Genomic DNA, 20,190 nt, shown 5'->3' on the forward strand with positions numbered 1-20,190 from the left:
TGCCTGCCCGGCACCGGTGGTCCCGTGCGGGCCGCCGTCGGCGGGGCGGGGCCATCAGGGTGGTCGCAGGCCGTGTCGGGCGGCCGTCCCGGGGCCGGCTGGCCATCCTGGGTCGGTAGCGCGGCCCCTTCCCAGCGACAAGGAGCACGGCATGCCCACGGACCCGGTCGGACGATTCCTCGCGGCCCTGGACCCTCACCACCGGGAGGCCGTCAGCGGCAGACCACACGAGGAACAGGAACGGCTGGCGGCGGACTGGGAACGGGAACTGGAGGCCGACACCGAGCTCGACTCCCTCGACGAGCTGTCCCCGCCGGCGGCGGAGGCCGAGGCGGCCCGCCGCGTCCTGGACCGCGAGCGCTAGGGAGGGCCGTCCGGATCGGGACGGCTCCGGTGAGCGGTGCCTCGTGGCCTGGCCGAGCGGGGTCCGGGGCGGGGGTACCTCCCACGCAGGGGGTCCCTCCCGCTCGAGCGAGGCCGGGCGAGGGAAAGGTGCCGGCCCTCGCGCCCTTGGCAGGATCCGAACGCCTCCTGAGGCGGTCAGTGGTGGGCGTGGACGACGGCGTGGCCCTTGCCGCGGCCGATCATCCACTTGTTGACCGGTGTGGTGACCGCGAACGCCACGGCGAAGCCGCCGAGCAGCGCCGACCAGAACAGTCCGTCCGACAGGTGTGCGTCCATCGCGCCCGGTGTCAGGGCGATGATCGCGTTGTCGACCAGTTCCATCACCGCGATGGAGACCGTGTCGGCGGCCAGCGCCACCTTGACCGCGGCCCGCGGGGACAGGCCCGCGCGCACCACCGCGAAGAGGGTGAAGGAGTAGCCGAAGACGAAGGCGAGGGCGATCGCGAGGATCATGGTCGGTACGTCGCCCCACAGCAGGGCCGTGCCGATGACCATGCCGAGGATCTCGCCGATGGCGCACCCGGTCAGGCAGTGGAGCGTCGCCTTCACCGCCATCGCCCAGGACGCGTGCCCGTGCCCGGCGGCGGTGTGACGAGTGCCGTGATCCATGACCTTCATCCCCATCCGGCATTCGGCGGCTCGGTGACCGGTGTCGGCCCACAGGGAGCAACATATACCCCCAAGGGGTATATTCCCAAGGATTCCGGGGTGGCACGGACGGTCTCGTTCCCCCCGCGGGCCGGAAGCGTCGCGCCGGACGGCGAGGACCGCCCGGTCGTCCGCCCGTCGTGCTGTCCGGGCACACCGGTCCGATCGTGTCCATGCGCTTCGACCGCAGCGGTGACACCCTCGTCACCAGCAGCCGGGACGGTACCGCGCGGCTGTGGGACGTCCCCCGCCGGGCACCGAAGGCGACACTGCGCGGGCACACCGGCCGGGTCGCGGACGCCGTGTTCGACGGTGACGACACCTTGCACACGGTCAGCCGCGACGGCACCTGGCGCACCTGGGACCTGGACCCGCGCCAGGTGGCGGCACACGTCTGTGAGCGGGTGTCGCCGCCGACCCGGGCGTACTGGGAGCGCATCGCCCCCGGCACGCCGTACCGCGACGGCTGCTGACGCCGGCCGGGGAGCCGGGGTCAGTTGCCCACGCCGAGGGAGGACATGAACGCCGCCGGGTAGCGGTCGCCGCGGGCGGCGCCCGGCGGTACCGCCTTCTCGATCTCCGCGAGGTCGTCCGCGGTGAGGACGAGGTCCAGCGCGGGCAGCGCCTCGGTCAGCCGCTCGCGGGTGCGGGGGCCGACCAGCGGCACGATGTCCTCGCCCTGGGCTGCGACCCAGGCGATGACCAGCTGGGCGACGGTGCAGCCCTTCGCGTCGGCGACCCGGCGCAGGGCCTCCACGAGGGCGAGGTTGTGTTCCACGTTGCCGACGGAGAACCGAGGGCTGAGCGCCCGGTGGTCGCCGGTGCCGGCGCCGCGGCCGGCCGACCAGTGCCCGGAGATGAGGCCGCGCCCGAGGACTCCGTACGCGGTCAGACCGATGCCGAGCTCCCGCAGCGTGGGCAGGACCTCCGCCTCGACCGCGCGGGAGATCAGCGAGTACTCGATCTGCAGGTCGGTGACCGGGTGCACGGCGTGCGCCCGGCGGATCGTCGCCGCGTCGACCTCCGAGAGGCCGAGATGGCGTACGTACCCGGCGTCGATCAGTTCCTTGATCGCGCCCACCGTCTCCTCGATCGGCACCGCCGGGTCCAGCCGCGCGGGACGGTAGATGTCGATGTGGTCGGTGCCCAGCCGGGTCAGCGAGTAGGCGACGAAGTTCCTCACCGCCTCGGGACGGCCGTCGAACCCGCCCGGGGTGGGGGTCGGCCCGCTCAGCATGCCGAACTTGACGCTCAGCCGGTAGCTGTCCCGGTCGCGGCCGCGCAACGCCTCGGCGAGCAGCAGTTCGTTGTGGCCCATGGCGTAGAAGTCGCCCGTGTCGATCAGCGTGACGCCGGCGTCCAGCGCGGCGTGCACGGTGGCGATGCTCTCGGTGCGGTCGGCCGCGCCGTAGGCACCCGACATGCTCATCGCGCCGAGGCCCAGCGCGGAGACGGCCGGACCGTCGCTGCCCAGAGTGCGTGTCTGCATGGTGTTCTCCTTCGTGGTCGCTTTCGTCGTCCACCTTGTGCCGGTGCCGGGCCCGCCGGGAGCGGAGCGTTCATCGTGGGAGAGCCGCTCCCTGGCTCGGCGGGCGCGCCGCGAGGGACCATGAGGTCATGCAACGTGAGGAACTCGCCGACTTCCTGCGCCGCCGCCGTGAGGCGATCCGTCCGGCCGACGTAGGGATCACCGACGGCCCGCGCCGCCGCACGGCCGGGCTGCGCCGGGAGGAGGTCGCGATGCTGGCGGGCATGTCGGTGGACTACGTCGTACGCCTCGAACAGGGCCGCAGCAGTCAGCCGTCGACGCAGCTGCTCGTCGCGCTGGCCAGGGCGCTGCGGCTGTCCGACGACGAGCGCGACCACCTGTTCCATCTGGCCGGTCACCGGCCGCCGCCCGCCGACGGGGTGGCCCGGCTGGCCCGGGCGGGGCTGATACGACTGCTGGACCTGCTCGGCGACACTCCGGCGCTGGTGCTGTCCGACCTGGGAGAGGTGCTGGCGCAGAACCGGGCGTCGGTGCTGCTGACGGGCGACCTCACCGGCTTCCCGGGCGACCGCCGCTACCTCGTGTACCGCTGGTTCACCGAACCGGCCGCCCGCGCCGTCGGCCCCGTCGAGGAGGAGGAGTACTACGGCCGTCAGCTCGTGGCCGATCTGCGCGCGGCCGCCGGGCGCCGGGCCGGCGACCCCACGGTCACCGGGCTCGTCGAGCGGTTGTCGGCCGCCAGTACACGCTTTCGCCGGCTCTGGGCGGAGCACGAGGTGTCGGTGCGGCGCGCCGACCGCAAGACGTTCCTGCACCCGCGGGTGGGCCGGGTGCTGATGGACTGCGAGACCCTGGTCACTCCCGACCAGGGGCAGCAACTGCTGGTGCTCACCCCGGCGGACGCCGAGGCCCGCGAGCGGCTGGAACTGCTGCGCGTGCTCGGCAGCGAGGAGTTCCCGACGGGCACGCCCGGCGGCTGAGACCGCCCGCCGGCCCGACGCGGAACAGCGGAACAGCGGAACAAGAGAGTCGACGGTGGTCGCGCCCGTCGGGGAGGCCGACGGCCTGGTCGCTGTCAGCGCCCGCGCCTCACCGGCCCCCGTCAGTCCGGCCGGCCCGCGGGCGGCTCGCCGCCGCCGGCATGGCGGAGGCAGGAGGCGGCGACCACGAAGGGCCAGACGGACTGAAGGGCCGTCACCACGCGTTCCGCGACGCCCGCCGCGCCGTGGCGGTGCGTCTCGACGAGGAACCATGCCGCGCCGAGGACCATCGAGGCGGTCGCCGCGGCCGAGGCCGCCGACCGCAGCGCCCAGGGAGCGGTACGACCGCCGTCTGCGGCCAGCAGCGGCCACAGGGCCAGCAGCGCGAATCCGACCGCGGCCACCGAACCGTGGCGCAGGGACCCCCCGCTGCTCGGCGCCGGCAGCAGCGCCACCACCAGCGCCGCCGCTCCCCCGCCGGCCAGCGCCACGCGTCCGGCCGTCGCCGCCGCCCGCAGCCCCCAGGCGGTGAGCAGATGGCAGGCGCCCAGCGCCAGCAGCGCGGCGGTCATCACCCAGGACCCCGCGGCTCCGTAGGCCGCCAGGACGCTGATCGTCTGAGTGGCGGGGTCGTAGGCGGGCCCCTCCAGTGACGCCGCGACCGTCCAGCCCCCGATCAGCAGGAGGGGCGCACACCCCGAGGAGAGGAGGACCCATCTGGGAACGAGCGGCATCGAAACACCATAAGGCGCATCCGGCCGTCCTCGGGGGGACGTTCAGGAGGTGAGGCGTGCCAGGACGGCGCGTAAGGTGAGTGCCGTCGGTCCGGATCACGCGGAGGGATCACCCATGAGCACGGTCACCACACCCGACGGCACGACCATCTTCTACAAGGACTGGGGTCCGCGCGACGGACAGCCGATCGTCTTCCACCACGGCTGGCCGCTCAGCGCCGACGACTGGGACAACCAGATGCTGTTCTTCCTGTCCCGGGGCTACCGCGTGATCGCTCACGACCGGCGTGGTCACGGCCGCTCCAGCCAGACCTCGACCGGCCACGAGATGGACACCTACGCCGCGGACGTGGCCGTGCTGACCGGCGCCCTCGATCTCCGGGGGGCCGTACACGTCGGGCACTCGACCGGCGGCGGAGAGGTCGCGCGGTACGTCGCGCGGGCCGAGCCGGGCCGGGTCGCCAAGGCGGTGCTGGTGGGCGCGGTGCCCCCGGTCATGGTCAAGTCCGAGAGCAACCCCGGCGGGCTGCCGATCGACGTCTTCGACGGGTTCCGCGCGGCCCTGGCCGCCAACCGCGCGCAGTTCTACATCGACGTGCCGTCGGGTCCGTTCTACGGATTCAACCGGCCCGGCGCGGAGGTCTCCCAGGGTCTGATCGACAACTGGTGGCGGCAGGGCATGATGGGGGCGGCCAACGCCCACTACGAGTGCGTCAAGGCGTTCTCGGAGACCGACTTCACCGAGGACCTGAAGAAGATCGACGTCCCGGTCCTCGTCGCGCACGGCACCGACGACCAGGTCGTTCCCTACGAGAACTCCGCGCCGTTGACGGTCGAGCTGCTCAAGAACGGCACCCTGAAGACCTACGAGGGGTACCCCCACGGCATGCTGTCGACCCATCCGGACGTCCTCAACCGCGACATCCTGGAATTCATCGAGTCGTAAGTAGGGCCCGGTCACCCGAGCAACGCCGAAGGCACCTCGGCCGGCCGGGCGCGCGGCCGGTGTTCAGGTTCCCTCCTGCGCCGGCCGGCGCAGGAGGTAGCCGGCCGCCGCCACGACGAGGGCTCCCATGCAGGCGATGAACACCAGTCCCGCGCCCTCCAGGCCCATCGGGCCGGTCAGCAGCCCCACACCGATGACCGGCACCGAGATGCCCAGGTACGCCACCACGAACAGCGTCGAGATCACCGCCGCGCGCCGGTCCGGCGGGGAGGCCTCGCTCACGGCGGACAGCGCGCCGCGGAACGCGAGCCCTTGACCGAACCCGCCGGTGAGCGCGCTCAGCACCACCAGGGCCAGCAGGTCCCCGTACAGCGCGCCCGCGAGGAGCGCCAGCCCGGCGAGGAGCCCGGCACACCCCAGCGGCAGTGACCGCACCGGGCCGGCCCGGCCGGCGGCCAGCTGGCCGCCGGTCGAGGAGAAGAAGGCCAGCGCCACGACGAGTCCGCTCACCGCGTGATCGGTCACGTCCAGGTACCGCGCGAGGAAGGCGGGGCTGACGGCGGTGAACACGCCGAACAGCGCGAACCCCGTGAACGAGGCGGTCGCCGCCGGGCCGAACACCGGCCGTACCGGTGGCGGCACGCCGGGCCGTCGCGGTCGTACGGTGCTCAGCGGGCGGCGCTCCGCCACGGTCTCGGGAAGCCACAGCAGGACGGCGGTCGAGCAGGCGACCAGGGCGAGGTGCACCACGAACGGCAGGTACAGCGGCCAGGGCGCGTACTCGGCGAGGATCCCGGCGAGCAGCGGGCCGCAGCCCAGGCCGCCCATGTTGACGGCGGTGGCGACGAACGTGGCACGGGAGGCCGCGCCGGGCGGGGCCGACTCCATGACGTACGCCGTGGCGGCCCCGGTGAACAGTCCGGCGGACAGCCCCGACAGCAGCCGTCCGGCGTACAGCCAGCCCAGTGCGGTGGCGCACAGGAAGCAGACGGCGCTCGCGGCCGCGCAGCCCAGGCCCCACCACAGCACCGGACGTCTGCCCACGGCGTCCGAGGCGTCGCCGGCCAGCAGCAGTGCTCCGATGACCGCGAAGGCGTACGCGGCGTAGACGACGGTGACCGTCAGCTCGGAGAAGCCGAACTTCTCCTGGTACAGGGGGTAGAGCGGGGTCGGCAGCGTGGTGCCGGTCATGCACACCGCGAACACCGCGCCGCCGAGCAGACACACCCGCCATCCGCGGCGATCACCGGCCATGTCCCGACGCTAACGCCTCATCCGGCCCCGGTCTCCCGGTGGCACGCCACCGGGGTCACTGACCGCCGAGGCCGGTCGTCGCCACCGACTTCACGATGTGCCGCTGGAAGAACACGAACACCAGCACGAGAGGCAGCGCGGCCAGTACCGAGGACGCCATCGTCTGGGCGTAGTTGACGCCGTAGGCGTCCTTCACGGCGGTGATGCCGACCGGCAGGGTCATCAGCGCCGGGTCGGACGTGGACACGAAGGGCCACAGGAAGTTGTTCCACGCGCCGATGAACACGAAGATCGACACCGCGGCGAGCATGGGGCGGGACAGCGGCAGCATCACGGACCAGAAGATCCGGGCGTGTCCGGCGCCGTCGAGGCGGGCGGCCTCCTCCAGCTCGCGCGGGAGGGAGTCGAAGTGCTTCTTCAGGATGAAGACCATCACCGGCGCGACCGTCTGCGGCAGGATCACCGCCGCGTAGGTGTCCACCAGGTCCAGGGTGAGCATCTGCTGGAACCACGGCACGATCAGCAGCTGCGGCGGCACCAGGATCGACGCCATGGTGACGGTGAACAGCCACCGCCTGCCGCGGAACAGCGTGCGGGAGAAGGCGTAGCCGGCCATCGCGGACACGGCCACGGTGACGGCGGTGACGGCCGCCGAGACGAAGAAGCTGTTCAGCATCCACAGGGGCAGGTCGCCGCGCTCGATGACGGTGCGGAAGCCGTCCAGGGTGAAGCCGCCCCGCGGCCGGATCCAGTGGACCGGGTCGCTGGCGTCCTGCTCGGACTTGAACGCCGTGAGCACGGCCCAGGCCATCGGCAGCAGCCAGATCAGCGCCATCACCGTGAGGGCCGCCAGGGCCAGCGCGCGGGCGAGCCGGCTCGGGCCGAGGGTGAGGTGGGGGCCGCGCCCCGGGGCCTGCCGGTCGCGGTGGGCGCGGCGGGCGGCGGGGAGCGGGGAGACCGAGCGGCGCGCGGGCCGTGTCGGGACGTCGATGGAGGTCATGTCACTTCTCCCTGCGGCGAAGGGCGACGAACTGCACGGCGGAGGCGAGGACGATGAGGGCGAAGAAGACGTAGGCGATGGCGGAGGCGTAGCCGAGGCGGTAGCCGGTGAAGCCCATGTCGTAGAGGTACTCGACGACGGGGCGGGTGGAGCCGTCGGGCCCGCCCTTGGTGAGCAGGTACACCTGGTCGAAGACCTTCAGCGAGGCGAGGACCTGCAGCACCGTGACGACGCCGATGATGCGCCGCAGCTGCGGGAGCGTCACGTGCCACAGCCGCCGCCAGGCGCCGGCGCCGTCCAGGGCGGCGGCCTCGTAGAGGTGGTCGGGCACGGCTTGCAGCGCGGCCAGGAACAGCAGGAAGTTGAAGCCGACGGTCCACCACAGGGTGGCGATCACGATGGCGTACAGGGCGACGGACTCGTCGCTGAGCCAGGCGAACCCGTCCAGTCCGACCGCTTGCAGCAGGTGGTTGTAGAGGCCGAGGTCGGGCTGGTACAGCCAGCCCCACAGCAGGCCGATCACGCCGACCGGCAGCAGGTAGGGGGCGAAGAACGCGAGCCGCCACACCCACTGTCCGGGCAGCCCGGTGTACACCAGCAGGGCCATGCCGAGGGCGACGACCACCAGGGGCACGGTGGAGACGGCGGTGAACCACACGGTGTGCCACAGCGAGCGCCACATCTCGGCGTCGCCGAGCGCCTCCGTGTAGTTGTCCGGTCCGATGAAGGACGGGTCCTGGGCGGCGAGCGAGGTGTCGGTGAGGCTCATCCAGGCGCCCTGGACCAGCGGCCAGAGCATGAAGAGGACGAACAGGACGAGGAACGGCAGGGCGAAGAGGAGTCCCGGTGAGAAGGCGCGGCGCGGTGTCGCGCCGGGTCCCCGGGTGGGGCGGGCGGCCTTGGGACGGCCGCGGGAAGCGAGTTCGGTGGACATCTGCTGCCTCCTTCGCGGCGGCTCAGGCCGGGCTGGGCTTGGAGAGGGCGGTGTTGATCCGTTCGACCATGGCGCGGGCCGCGCGGTCGGGCGCCAGGCCGTCGAGCAACGCCTGTTGGAGCACCTGTGACATGGAGTTCTGGAAGTCGGAGCCGGCTCCGGCGAACCAGACGGCCGGGTCGAGCACCACGTGGTCGGCCGCCTGCGCGTACCGCGCCTGCGGCTCCAGCCGCGCGTACTCCCGGGTGCGGGTCACCGGCCGGTAGGCGGGGATGTGACCGGCCTTCGCCCAGGTCTGGCCGGTCTTGAGGATCGCGGCCACCGCCTGGTGGGTGCGCCTGCGGTGTGCCTCGTCGGGCTCGGGCCGGCGCGGCAGCACGAAGGAGTGGGAGTCGGCGTAGACCGCCGGGGTGCCGAACACGGTGGGGAAGGGCGCGGCCCCGAGCTTCGGGTCGGCGGCCCGGAAGGTGCCGAGTTCCCATTCGCCGGAGAGGATCATGGCGCTCTGGCTGTTGGTGAAGTGGGCGAGGGCCGCCGGGTAGTCGAGGCGGCGCGGGTTGGCGCGGCCGTCGACGAGTTTCTGCATGAAGGCGATGACCTCGGTCATCGCGTCGGTGTTCGCCGTGACCTCCCCGCCGACGGGCAGGTCGAAGTCGTTGCCGGTCTGCCGGTAGAGCCCGTAGAACAGTCGCCAGCCCTGTGCCGTGTCGTTGACGTAGCCGAAGGCGATGCCCTGTTCGCCGGAGGCCCTGGCCAGTTCCCGGCCGGCTTCGAGGAACCGCTCGGGGGTGGAGAAGGCGTCCTGGTCGAGGCTTCCGTCACCGGTCAGCAGTCCGGCCTCGCGGACGGGTTCCGGGTGGTAGAAGACGATGAACGGGTGGGTGTCCAGCGGGATGGCGAAGGTCCGGTCCTCGAACTGGGTACGGCCCCAGACCGCCGCGGCGAAGTCCTGTTCGCGGACGCCGAATTCGGCGAGCAGGTCGGTGTCCCAGGGGTCGAGCAGTCCGAGCGGGGCGTATCCGGCCAGGCGCGACATGTGGGAGACGGCGACGTCCGGGCCGCGCCCGCCGGCCGAGGCCATGGCGAGCTTGGTGTAGTAGGGCGTGCCCCATTCCAGCACGGTCCGCTCGACGCGGGTGCCGGGCATGTCGGACCGTGCGGTGTCGATGAGTTCGTCGAGCAGGGCGCCGTCGGCGCCGCTGAACAGGTCCCACATGCGCACGGTGCGCGGGTCCGGCGCGGCTGACGCGGAACCGCAGCCGGCGAGCGCCCCGCCGCCGAGGAGTACGGCGGCGGAGGCCAGCGAGGCGCGGAGCAGGCCGCGGCGGGACGGCGCGGCGCGGTTGCCTTCCGGCACGGCGGAGGCGGCCCGTGGGCCAGGCAGGTCGACCATGGCACTACCTTTCTTCTACATCGATGTACATCGCCGTCGGACGCCGCGGACGACATGCCGTGGGGAAGGGGTCCCGGTTCCGGTCGTCCGCCGGGCCGGGGGCGGCGGACGTCAGCCGGCGGACTCGCAGGCGGCCGTGCGCTGCTGGACGCGGCGCAGGACGGCGGTGTCGAACTTGTCGGCGCGGTCGAAGCCGTAGACGCCGTTGCGCTCCTGGAAGACGTCGGTGAGCTGCGTGTAGCAGTAGCCGAACATGTCCGGGTCGTCGAGCAGGACGTCCACCAGGCCGGTGAAGCGGGCCAGGAACTCCTCGGCGGTGCGCGGCCGTTCGCCGTACCCCCAGGACGTTCCCCGCTCGTCGCCGGCCGCGGTCGCGGCGACGGCCGCGTCCCACCAGATGCCGCCGAACTCGCTGCAGAAGTAGGGCTGTCCGCGGTAGGGGACGGACCAGTCGCGGCCGTCGGGTGCGGTGTTGACGTACGGGCGGTCCTCGGCGAGTCCGGCCATGGTCTCGGCGAAGGCCCGCGGGTCCTGCTCGTAGCAGTGCGCGTCGTAGACGTCGGTCTCCGGCACGCGGTGGGCGTAGCCGGAGGCGTCGATCACCGGGCGGCTGGGGTCGGCCTGTTTGGTGGCCAGGAACATCGCCCGGGTGACGTCGTCGAGCTGGGTGATCCGGTCGTGCAGGTGCTGGTACGTCTCGTTGAGCGGGCACCAGCCGATGATCGACGGGTGGGAGTGGTCGCGTTCCAGGGCCTCCAGCCACTGGGCGACGTAACTGGCGTCGGGGCGCTGGTTGTCGTCGCGTACGCCGGTCTCGCAGCCCCAGTCGCCGAACTCGCCCCACACCAGGTAGCCGAGGCGGTCGGCGTGGTAGAGGTAGCGCTCCTCGAACACCTTCTGGTGCAGCCGGGCCCCGTTGAAGCCGGCCCGCAGCCCGAGTTCGATGTCGCGCACGAGGTCGGCGTCGGTGGGCGCGGTCATCAGGCCGTCCGGGTAGTACCCCTGGTCGAGCACCAGCCGCTGGAAGACGGGCTCGCCGTTGATCAGGACCCGCTTGCCGTGGAGGGCGACCGACCGCAGGCCCGCGTACGACGTCGCCTCGTCGACGACCCCGCCCGCCGCGTCGAGGAGCTGCAGGCGCAGGTCGTACAGGTGCGGGTCGGCCGGGGACCAGGTGCGCAGCCGGTCCTCGGGCACGGTCAGCACCAGCCGGGGGCACAGGTCGAGGTCGGCGCGGGCGGAGGCGGACACGACCTCGCCGCGCTCGTCGGTGAGGACCGCGCGCACCCGGTGGCCCGGCAGGTTGCCGGTGACCGGGAGGTCGACGTGGAAGGAGCCCGAGCCCAGGTCGGGGGTGATGTGCGGACGCTTGAGGCGGGCCGCGGCCGGTACCGGTTCGAGCCACACGGTCTGCCAGATGCCGGTGGTACGGGTGTAGTGGCAGTGGGTGTTGGCGTACCAGGTGGCCTGCTTCCCGCGGGCCTGCGGGCCGTGCCGGGTGTCGCGGGCGCGGACCACGATCACGGCCTCCTCGCCGGGTGCGGCCGCCCCGCGCAGTTCCGCGGTGAACGGGGTGAAGCCGCCGCGGTGGCGGGCCACCTCGGTGCCGTTGACCCAGACGGTGGCGTCGTGGTCCACCGCTCCGAAGTGCAGCAGTACGTCACCGCCGGACCACTCGGCCGGGATGGTGACCGTGCGCCGGTACCAGACGGCCTCCAGGAAGTCCGTGTCGCCGATGCCCGACAGCTCGGACTCGGGGCAGAAAGGGACGAGGATCTCGCCCGCGAGGTCGCGGTCGCGCAGTCCGCGCTCCAGTCCGCTGTCCCCGCGGTCCGTCTCGAACTGCCAGCGGCCGTTGAGGTTCAGCCATGCCTCGCGGACGAACTGGGGCCGGGGGTACTCCGGACGCGGGACGTCCGGGGGCGGGGGCGTGCTCATGCTGCTCCTCATCAGTGCAGGTGCGCTGCGTACGGGGTCATGCGACCATACGATTACATCGATGTAAATGGCGGCGGCGGAAAGTTTTCGACACGACGGTCCGCACCGCCCGCGACCGGGCCCGCCGGAGCTGCGGTTACGATCCCCAGGCAGCGGGAGGGGCGAGAAGGGAAGCATGGGCAGGCCCAGGATCAAGGACGTCGCGGAGTACGCCGGCGTCTCGGCGAAGACGGTGTCGAACGTCCTCAACGACTACGAGCACGTCTCCGAGCGGACCCGGGCCGCGGTGCGGGAGGCCATCGACGCCCTCGGCTACCGGGTCAACATCGCCGGACGGCAACTGCGCCGGGGCCGTACGGGCATGATCGCGCTGGCCGTGCCGGACCTGGACGTCGCCTACTTCGCCGAGCTGGCCCGGCACGTCATGGCGGAGACCGAACGCCGGGGCAGCACCACGCTGCTGGTCGAGACCGGCGGACGGCACGAGAAGGAACTGGCCGCGGTGCGCGGGTTCGACGCCCAGTTCACCGACGGCGTCATCCTCTCGCCGCTCGCCCTGCTCCCCCGCGACCTGGCCGGCCGCGACACCCGGCTGCCGCTGGTGCTGCTGGGCGAGTGCAACCTGCCCGGCAGCGCCGACCACGTGGCGATCGACAACGTGACGGCGGCGCGCGAGGCGACCGAGCACCTGCTGGCGCGGGGGCGCCGGCGCATCGCGGTGATCGGCGGTGATCTGCACGGGTCGCGGAACACCAGCCGGCTGCGCACGGTCGGCCACCAGGAGGCCCTGGCCGCGGCCGGGGTGGCGCTGCCGGACGAACTGGTCCTGCCGGTACCCGCGTTCCGCTGGGCCGACGGGGCCGCCGCCGCCCGCACGCTGATGCGGTCGCCGAAGCCGCCGGACGCGATGCTCTGCCTCAACGACCACTTGGCGCTCGGGGCGGTGCGGGCGCTCCACGAGGACGGCTGGTCGGTGCCCGGGGACCTCGACGTGGTCGGGTTCGACGACATCGAGGCCACCCGGTTCAGCATCCCCACCATCACCACGGTCGCCCCGGACAAGCGCGGCATCGCGCGGCGGGCGGTGGAGCTGCTGCTGGACCGCATCGACGCGGGCGGATCCGGCGGGCCGGCGGTCGACGAGACGGCGGGGCACCGGCTGATCGTGCGGGAGAGTTCGGGAGGCTGAGGGGCCGGGCCGGCGCGATCCGGTCCGGTTCGATCCGGACGACGGCCCGTCCGCCCGTGGACACGGGGCCGCTCCGGTGCGTCCGGCGGCGGGACGACGACGGGAGCGGGCCTCCCACCGGAACGGCCCGCCGGCGGCGTGCCGGCGGCGTGCCGCCGGGAGATTCGCTCCCCTCGCGCCACCGGGGCTCGCGTCCGGCAGCGGGGTGGCGGGTTCGCCGGCAGGAGCCGGTGGACGGTGCGGGTCCTCCGGGACGACACTTTCGGTGACGGCGCCGTCGTCCGGGAGCCGTCCGGGCCGGTGAGGTCCGTGGGGCCGTTCCCGACACGCTCCCGTTCACGCCTTGTCAGTGTCACGGGACGGCATGTATAACGTTGTAAAACTTGAGCCCAGCGGCTCGGCGCACGGCTCGTGGTGACGGCGCGCATCCGCACCGACCGACCGGGTCGGGCCGCTCACGAAGGGATTGCCGTGCGGGTCAGCCTCAAGGACGTCGCCGCGCACGCGGGGGTCTCCATCAAGACCGTCTCCAACGTGGTGAACAACTACCAGCACGTCACCCCGGGCATGCGCGAGCGTGTCCAGCGGTCCATCGACGCGCTCGGCTACCGGCCCAACCTCGCCGCCAGGCATCTGCGGAAGGGGCGTACGGGCATCATCGCGCTCGCCCTGCCCGAACTGGGCAACCCCTACTTCGCCGAGCTGGCCGCCTCCGTCATCGACGCCGCGTCCGAGCACGACTACATCGTGCTGCTCGACCACACCGGGGGCATGCGCGAGCAGGAACTGCTGGTGAGCCAGGGCTTCCGGGCCCGGGTCATCGACGGACTCATCCTCAGCCCCATCGAGCTGGAGGCCGAGGACCTGCGCGACCGCGCCCAGGACGTGCCGCTGGTGCTGCTCGGGGAGCGGGACTACGACCTGCCGTACGACCACATCGCCATCGACAACGTGGCCGCGGCCCGCGCCGCCGTCCGGCACCTGGTCGGTCTGGGGCGCCGGGAGGTGGCGTTCATCGGGGCCCGGCGCGGGCGCAGCGAGCCGGCGCAACTGCGGGTGCGCGGCTGGCGCGAGGAGCTCGGCGCGGCCGGACTGCCGGCCGACGAAGGGCTCGTCGCCGCCACCGACGGCTGGGGACACGCCGACGGGGCGCTGGCCATGAACCACATCCTCGACAGCGGGCGGCGGCCCGACGCGGTGTTCGCCTACAACGACCCGATGGCGATCGGGGCGATGCGGGTGCTGCACGAACGGGGGCTGCGGGTACCGGAGGACATCGCCGTCGTCGGCTTCGACGACGTGATCGAGGGACGCTTCGGGGCGGTGACCCTCACGTCCGTGTCGCCGGACAAGGCCGCCATCGGCCGGCTGGCGGTGGAGTCGGTGCTCGCCCGTCTCAACGACCGGGCGCCGGAGCCGCGCCGGATCTGGGCGGACTACCAACTCGCCGAGCGGGAGAGCACCTTGGGACGGTCTTCGGCCGGGAAGGCGACGGACGGCTGACGCACCGGGCATGGCGCGGGCGGTGCCCGCGGCTGCGGAACGAGCCCTCGCCGGGGCACCCTGGCGTGCGCCCGCGCGTCGGCAGTGCTCACGGCACTCCTGAGGCAGGGCCGTCGGAGCGGCCGACACGCCGAAGCCCTTGAGGGAGGTGCCCTCCGACACGCCGACGCCGGGCGGAAGCACCGCGACGGCGCTCGCGGAGGCGGGGCCGTCCCGCGCTCGCACGCGCCCGCAGTGCCGCACACCGGATCGGCCGGGGCCGGGCCGAGCGGGCGCGTCGGCACGCGACACGCCCGCGGAACCGGCGCGCGGCCTTCCGTGTTCCTGAACGGCCGACGCGCCGGGAGGGGTTTCACGGAGCCCGGCACCACGGGCACCTCCCTCCCGCAGGGGGTACCCCAGCGCTCACCCGTGCCGCTGCGGGGTGCCTCCCAGGTCCTTGAAGCACGGGGAGGAAAAGCACGACCCCCGTGGTCGCGGCGGTGTGCGGGTGCCTCCCGGCATCCTTGTCGCCCCCCGTGCGTGCTCAAGCCGACGACCGGTACCGCGGGTTCCGGGAGCCGGGGGCAGCCCGGACCGCCGGGAGCCGGGGCCCGGTCCCCGCCGGCACGCGCGCCGTGCGCCGACGGGGCTCCGTGTGCGTGGGACCGGGGCCCGGCCCCCTCGCGCACACGCCCTACGCCGGAGGTGATCCGCGGTGGGCGGGCAGGGCGCGGGGCAAGCGCTTGTCCTGCCGGACGGTGGCCGGGGCGGCGCCGGAACGGACCGTCACCTCCCCGCTCCGCTCGCTGCGCACCTTGTGCACAGGGGGTTTACAGCCCCCTTCCAACGATGTAAAACCTCCTTGCGGCGCACCGGACGCCGCTTCGCACAGGGGGAGCAGCTCCACATCCGCGCGTCCTTCGGCTCCCCAGTTCCCTTTCAGCGTCACCCGGATCGGGGTCACCATGCAGCGCACCACTCACCGTTCCCTCCTCCTCGCCCGTCCCGTGGTCGTGGCCTTGGCCGCCGCCGTGGCCCTGACCGCCACCTCCTGCGCCAAGTCCGAGGACGACGCGTCGGACAGCAAGAAGTCCACGGCGGCCGCCGCCGACGCCGGCCAGAAGGTCGTCACGCCGAAGCCGGGCGGCAAGACCTGCACCATCGACGCCTACGGCGGCGAGAAGAAGGACCTGAAGGACGCCACGATCGGCTTCTCCCAGTCGGAGAAGGAGGCCAACCCGTTCCGCATCGCGGAGACGCAGTCCATCAAGGACGAGGCCGCCAAGAGAGGCGTCAAGCTTCTCACCGCCAACGCCCAGTCGCAGTTCTCCAAGCAGATCAGTGACGTCCAGGACCTCCTCGCCAAGGGCGCCGACCTGCTGGTGATCGCCCCGCTCAACTCCGACGGCTGGGACCCGGTCCTGCAGGCCGCCGCGGCGAAGAAGGTCCCGATCGTCACCATCGACCGCAAGATCAACGCCACGGCCTGCAAGGACTACGTCTCCTTCATCGCCTCGGACTTCGTCGAGCAGGGCCGCCGCGCCGCCGACCAGATGATCGAGGCCACCGGCGGCAAGGGCGAGGTCGCCATCCTGCTGGGCTCGGCCGGGAACAACGTCACCACCGAGCGCACCCAGGGCTTCAAGGAGCGCGTCGCCGAGAAGGCCCCCGGCCTGAAGGTCGTCTTCGAGCAGACCGGTGACTTCACCCGTGAGAAGGGCCAGCAGGTCACCGAGCAGCTCATCCAGTCCAAGCCCGGCATCAAGGGCATCTACGCGGAGAACGACGAGATGGGCCTGGGCGCGGTCGCCGCGCTGAAGGGCGCCGGCAAGAAGGCCGGCGACATCAAGATCGTCACGGTCGACGGCACGCGCAACGCCGTCCAGGGCGTCGTCGACGGCTGGATCAGCGGCGTCATCGAGTCCAACCCGAGGTTCGGCCCGCTGGCGTTCCAGACGCTGGACACCTTCACCCAGGGCGAGGAGGTCGCCCAGGACATCGTGATCCAGGACAGCGCCTACAACGCGGACAACGCCGAGCAGGACCTCGGCAAGGCCTACTGATCCCGCTCCGGGGCCCGGTCCGCCCGGGCCCTCGTCCGTCCGTCACCCTTTTCTTCCTGGAGGCACAGGTGGCTCCCCCCGCCGAAGTCCTCGCCGTCCGCGGACTGAGCAAGTCCTTCCCCGGCGTCCGGGCCCTGGACGACGTGGACCTGACCCTGCACCCCGGTGAGGTCCACGCCCTGATCGGCGAGAACGGCGCCGGCAAGTCGACCCTCATCAAACTCCTCACCGGGGTCTACCGGCCCGACGCCGGTGACATCGTTTTCCAGGGCCGTGACGTCTCCTTCGCCACGCCGCTGGAGGCGCAGAAGGCCGGGATCTCGACCATCTACCAAGAGGTCAACCTGATCCCGCTGCTGAGCGTGGCCCGCAACCTCTTCCTGGGCCGCGAGCCGCGGAACCGTTTCGGCCTGCTGGACTCCGCCCGCATGAACCGGGAGGCCGAACAGGCGCTGCGCGCCTACGGCGTCCGGGTGGACGTCCGCCGGCCGCTGCGGACCCTCGGTGTCGGCGCGCAGCAGATGGTCGCCCTGGCCCGTGCCGTGGCGAGCGAGGCCCGGATCGTCATCATGGACGAGCCGACCTCGTCCCTGGAACCGCGGGAGGTCGAGACGCTGTTCTCGGTCATCCGCCGGTTGCGTGACGAGGGCATCGCCGTCGTCTACGTCAGCCACCGCCTCGACGAACTGTACGCCGTGTGCGACACGGTGACCGTGCTGCGCGACGGCCGTCGCGTGCACCACGGGCGGCTCGCCGACCTCGACCGGCTCTCCCTGGTCTCCACCATGCTGGGCCGGGAGCTGGGCGAGGTCCGCAAGGAGGGCCTGACGAAGTTCACCGGCGACCACCGCGCCACCGACAGCCGGCCGGTGCTGGAGGCCGTCGAGCTGACGGTCCCGCACAAGCTGGACGAGGTGTCGGTGAGCATCCGTCCCGGTGAGGTCGTCGGTCTCGGCGGGCTGCTCGGTTCCGGACGCACCGAGACCGCGAAGGCCATCTCCGGTGCGCTCGGCACGAGTTCGGGCCGGGTGACGGTGGCCGGGGTCCCGCTGCGCGGCGGCTCCACCCCCGCCGCCATCCGGGCGGGCATCAGCCTGCTGCCGGAGGACCGCAAGAGCGAGGGCATCGTGCCCGGCCTGTCGGTGCGCGAGAACATCTCGCTGGCCGTCCTGCCCCGGCTCTCCCGCTTCGGCCTGGTCTCCGAGGCGCGCGTCGACAGCATCGTGGACACGTTCGTCGAGCGGCTGCGCATCAAGGCGTCCTCGCCGCAGCAGAAGGTCGGCGAGCTCTCCGGCGGCAACCAGCAGAAGGTGCTGCTCGCCCGCTGGCTGGCGATGAACCCCAAGGTGCTGCTCCTGGACGAGCCCACCCGGGGCATCGACGTCGGCGCCAAGGCCGAGGTGCAGAAACTCGTGGACGAACTGGCCGCGGACGGCCTGGGCGTCCTGCTCATCTCCTCCGATCTGGAGGAACTGATCGAAGGGTCCGACCGCGTGGTCGTACTGAAGGACGGTGCGGTCGTCGGCGAACTGACCGGCGACGACGTCACCGAGGACAAGCTGATGCGGACCATCGCCGGGCACGCCCCGGAGAGGGACGCGGTCGAGGAGGCGGCCACCGATGGCTGAAGCCACCCTCAGGACCGTCCCGCTGGACAGGACCCGCGTCCTGCAGTGGCTGCAGACGTACGGCGTCTACGCCGGCGTGGCGCTGCTGCTGGTCGTCAACATCGTCATCACCCCGCACTTCCTGTCCGCGGAGAACTTCCGCACCCAGGCCGTGCAGGTCGCCCCCGTCATCATCGTCGCGCTCGGCATGGCCCTGGTCATCGGCACCGAGGGCGTCGACCTCTCGGTCGGCGCGGTGATGGCCCTGGCGGCCTCGGTGACGGCCCTCTACCTCGGCTACGGTCTGGTGCCGGCGCTGCTCGTGGTGGCGGTGTTCGCCGCGGGCGTCGGACTGGCCAACGGGGCACTGGTCGCGCTCGTAGGGGTGCAGCCGATCGTGGCGACACTGGCGCTCATGGTCGGCGGCCGGGGCCTCGCCCTGGTGCTGCTCCCCCAACTGGAGGACCTGCGCAACCCGTCGCTGGCCTCCCTGGGGTCGGGCGACGTGCTGGGCGTCCCGTACCTGATCCTGATCGCCGCCGTCCTGGCGCTGCTGGTGGCCTTCGTCGTCCGCCGCACCACCTTCGGACGGCAACTCCTCGCCATCGGCGACAGCCGTCCCGCGGCGCAGCTCGCCGGGCTGCCGGTACGGCGCGTGCTGATCGTCGTGTACGTCGTCTGCGCGCTGCTCGCCGCCGTGGCGGGCGTCCTGGCCACCGCGCGGCTGCAGGCCAGCGACCCGACGTCGCTGGGCAATCTGATGGAGCTGTCCGCCATCACCGCCGTCGTGGTCGGCGGGACACCGCTGACCGGCGGCCGGGTGAACATCGCCGGCACCGTGGCGGGAGCCGTCCTCATCCAGCTGCTCACCGCCACCCTCATCAAGCACGATCTGCCGCCCTCCTGGACCCAGATCGCGCAGGCCATAGTGATCGTCGCCGCGGTCTACGCGGCACGGGGACGGGGGAAGCGATGACCGCCACGAAGACGGACGCCCCGGTGACCCCGGCGGACGCCGGGAAGCCGGCGGCGGCCGGCGGGCCCGCGGGCCCCGCCCGCTCCGAGCGGGTGAGCGCGCTGGTCCAGCAGCACGGCGCGCTGGCGGTGCTGGTGGTCGTCTCCCTGGTGGCGTCGTTCAGCTTCGACTCCTTCGCCACCGGGGACAACGTCAGCAACATGGCGACGAGTTCGGCGTTCCTGGCGATCGTCGCACTCGGCATGACCTTCGTGATCATCACCGGGGGCATCGACCTGTCGGTCGGCTCGCTGTTCGCGCTGGGCGGGGTCCTGGCGGCCTGGGGTTCGCGGCACGGCACCCTGGTGGCCCTGCTGCTGCCGCTGGTGGTGTGCGGGGCGATCGGCGTCGTCAACGGGCTGCTGGTGGCCCGCTCCCGGCTGGCGCCGTTCATCGTCACCCTGGCGGCCATGCTCGGCGCGCGCGGTCTGATGCTGGCGCTCACCGACGAGGGCGCCGAGACGTATCTGATCGGCAAGGGTTCGTTCCTGGCCGAACTCGGTCAGGGCACCACCCTCGGTGTCGGCAACCCCGTGTGGATCACGCTGGCGCTGTTCGTCGCCGGCGCCGTCGTCCTGCGCCGTACGCGCTTCGGCCAGCATGTGTACGCGGTCGGCGGCAACGAGGACGCGGCGGCGCTGATGGGCGCCCCGGTGGCCCGCACCAAGATCCTCGTCTACACCCTGTCCGGGGTGCTGGCGGGACTGGCCGGCGCGCTCAACGCGGCCTGGCTCGCCTCCGGGGTGACCATCCTCGGCAACGGCATGGAGCTGGAGGCCATCTCCGCCGTCGTCATCGGCGGCACCCTGCTCACCGGCGGGCTCGGTTATGTCAGCGGCTCACTGGTCGGTGTGCTGCTGCTCAAGGTGATCCAGAACGTGATCAACCAGATCGGTTCCCTGGACTCCTCCTACCAGCAGGTCGTCAGCGGCGCCTTCCTGGCCGTCGTCGTCATCGCCCAGACCTGGCTGGGCCGCAGACGGCAGCTGCTATGAGACCCCGGACCCGGGGGGGGGGCGCCCCCGGCGCCCCCCCCCCCCGCCCGCCGCCCGCGGGGGGGGGCGCCCCCCCCCCCCCCCCCCCCCCCCCCCCCCCCCCCCCCCCCCCCCC

General features: G+C 72.6%; 18 protein-coding genes. 10 read left to right on the top strand and 8 right to left on the bottom strand.

Annotated elements, in window-relative coordinates; genetic code table 11:
* The first annotated feature begins 151 nt into the window (after positions 1-151).
* Positions 152-364, top strand: coding sequence for a hypothetical protein (locus tag ACH5AO_RS26730; RefSeq protein WP_398928892.1), 213 nt, complete (start codon positions 152-154; stop codon positions 362-364).
* A gap of 176 nt (positions 365-540) precedes the next feature.
* Here ACH5AO_RS26730 and ACH5AO_RS26735 read toward each other — a convergent pair whose 3' ends face one another.
* Positions 541-1,014, bottom strand: coding sequence for a DUF4396 domain-containing protein (locus ACH5AO_RS26735; protein WP_398928894.1), 474 nt, complete (start codon positions 1,012-1,014; stop codon positions 541-543).
* A 179-nt stretch (positions 1,015-1,193) separates the two neighbouring features.
* Between ACH5AO_RS26735 and ACH5AO_RS26740 the strand changes: the two genes are divergently transcribed.
* On the top strand, positions 1,194-1,526 hold the full coding sequence (locus ACH5AO_RS26740) for a hypothetical protein (RefSeq protein WP_398928896.1): 333 nt from the start codon (positions 1,194-1,196) through the stop codon (positions 1,524-1,526).
* Positions 1,527-1,546: 20 nt separating this feature from the next.
* Here the strand turns inward: ACH5AO_RS26740 and ACH5AO_RS26745 are convergent, their stop codons facing one another.
* Complete coding sequence (locus ACH5AO_RS26745; RefSeq protein WP_398928898.1) at positions 1,547-2,542, bottom strand: aldo/keto reductase; 996 nt, start codon at positions 2,540-2,542, stop codon at positions 1,547-1,549.
* A 128-nt stretch (positions 2,543-2,670) separates the two neighbouring features.
* Here ACH5AO_RS26745 and ACH5AO_RS26750 point away from each other — a divergent pair, with 128 nt between their 5' ends.
* Positions 2,671-3,522, top strand: coding sequence for a helix-turn-helix transcriptional regulator (locus ACH5AO_RS26750; RefSeq protein ID WP_398928900.1), 852 nt, complete (start codon positions 2,671-2,673; stop codon positions 3,520-3,522).
* Positions 3,523-3,644: 122 nt separating this feature from the next.
* Here ACH5AO_RS26750 and ACH5AO_RS26755 read toward each other — a convergent pair whose 3' ends face one another.
* Positions 3,645-4,256 carry a DUF998 domain-containing protein gene (locus ACH5AO_RS26755; protein WP_398928902.1) on the bottom strand — a complete coding sequence of 204 codons (612 nt, stop codon included), beginning with the start codon at positions 4,254-4,256 and terminating at the stop codon, positions 3,645-3,647.
* Between the two features lie 115 nt (positions 4,257-4,371).
* Here ACH5AO_RS26755 and ACH5AO_RS26760 point away from each other — a divergent pair, with 115 nt between their 5' ends.
* A complete protein-coding gene (locus ACH5AO_RS26760) occupies positions 4,372-5,202 on the top strand; it encodes an alpha/beta fold hydrolase (RefSeq protein WP_398928904.1) in 831 nt (276 codons plus the stop codon).
* A 63-nt stretch (positions 5,203-5,265) separates the two neighbouring features.
* Here the strand turns inward: ACH5AO_RS26760 and ACH5AO_RS26765 are convergent, their stop codons facing one another.
* The 5 genes from ACH5AO_RS26765 to ACH5AO_RS26785 all read right to left on the bottom strand — a co-directional run bounded on the left by ACH5AO_RS26765 (position 5,266) and on the right by ACH5AO_RS26785 (position 11,721).
* A complete protein-coding gene (locus ACH5AO_RS26765; protein WP_398928905.1) occupies positions 5,266-6,456 on the bottom strand; it encodes an MFS transporter in 1,191 nt (396 codons plus the stop codon).
* Positions 6,457-6,511: 55 nt separating this feature from the next.
* Positions 6,512-7,456: a carbohydrate ABC transporter permease gene (locus ACH5AO_RS26770; RefSeq protein WP_398928907.1), complete on the bottom strand. Its 945-nt coding sequence runs from the start codon at positions 7,454-7,456 to the stop codon at positions 6,512-6,514.
* Between the two features lies 1 nt (position 7,457).
* A complete protein-coding gene (locus tag ACH5AO_RS26775; protein ID WP_398928909.1) occupies positions 7,458-8,390 on the bottom strand; it encodes a carbohydrate ABC transporter permease in 933 nt (310 codons plus the stop codon).
* A 22-nt stretch (positions 8,391-8,412) separates the two neighbouring features.
* Positions 8,413-9,783, bottom strand: coding sequence for an extracellular solute-binding protein (locus ACH5AO_RS26780; protein ID WP_398928911.1), 1,371 nt, complete (start codon positions 9,781-9,783; stop codon positions 8,413-8,415).
* A 111-nt stretch (positions 9,784-9,894) separates the two neighbouring features.
* Entirely contained in the window at positions 9,895-11,721 is a 1,827-nt protein-coding gene (locus ACH5AO_RS26785) for a glycoside hydrolase family 2 protein (protein WP_398928913.1), read from the bottom strand.
* Positions 11,722-11,896: 175 nt separating this feature from the next.
* On the opposite strand from ACH5AO_RS26785, the gene ACH5AO_RS26790 reads away from it, so the two are divergent.
* The 6 genes from ACH5AO_RS26790 to ACH5AO_RS26815 all read left to right on the top strand — a co-directional run bounded on the left by ACH5AO_RS26790 (position 11,897) and on the right by ACH5AO_RS26815 (position 20,075).
* Positions 11,897-12,910 carry a LacI family DNA-binding transcriptional regulator gene (locus tag ACH5AO_RS26790; RefSeq protein WP_398928914.1) on the top strand — a complete coding sequence of 338 codons (1,014 nt, stop codon included), beginning with the start codon at positions 11,897-11,899 and terminating at the stop codon, positions 12,908-12,910.
* 471 nt (positions 12,911-13,381) lie between these two features.
* Positions 13,382-14,413, top strand: a complete 1,032-nt coding sequence (locus ACH5AO_RS26795) for a LacI family DNA-binding transcriptional regulator (RefSeq protein WP_398928916.1) — start codon at positions 13,382-13,384, stop codon at positions 14,411-14,413.
* 947 nt (positions 14,414-15,360) lie between these two features.
* Entirely contained in the window at positions 15,361-16,458 is a 1,098-nt protein-coding gene (locus tag ACH5AO_RS26800; protein WP_398928918.1) for an ABC transporter substrate-binding protein, read from the top strand.
* Positions 16,459-16,526: 68 nt separating this feature from the next.
* On the top strand, positions 16,527-18,086 hold the full coding sequence (locus ACH5AO_RS26805; RefSeq protein WP_398928920.1) for a sugar ABC transporter ATP-binding protein: 1,560 nt from the start codon (positions 16,527-16,529) through the stop codon (positions 18,084-18,086).
* Positions 18,079-19,041 (top strand): ABC transporter permease, encoded by a 963-nt coding sequence (locus ACH5AO_RS26810; protein ID WP_398928922.1) that lies wholly within the window; start codon positions 18,079-18,081, stop codon positions 19,039-19,041. The genes ACH5AO_RS26805 and ACH5AO_RS26810 overlap by 8 nt, the downstream gene beginning before the upstream one ends.
* Positions 19,038-20,075 (top strand): ABC transporter permease, encoded by a 1,038-nt coding sequence (locus ACH5AO_RS26815; RefSeq protein ID WP_398928924.1) that lies wholly within the window; start codon positions 19,038-19,040, stop codon positions 20,073-20,075. Before ACH5AO_RS26810 ends, ACH5AO_RS26815 begins: the two co-directional genes overlap by 4 nt.
* Positions 20,076-20,190 lie beyond the last annotated feature (115 nt).

The organism is Streptomyces sp. NPDC018964, assembly GCF_044390325.1.
Lineage (GTDB): Bacteria > Actinomycetota > Actinomycetes > Streptomycetales > Streptomycetaceae > Streptomyces.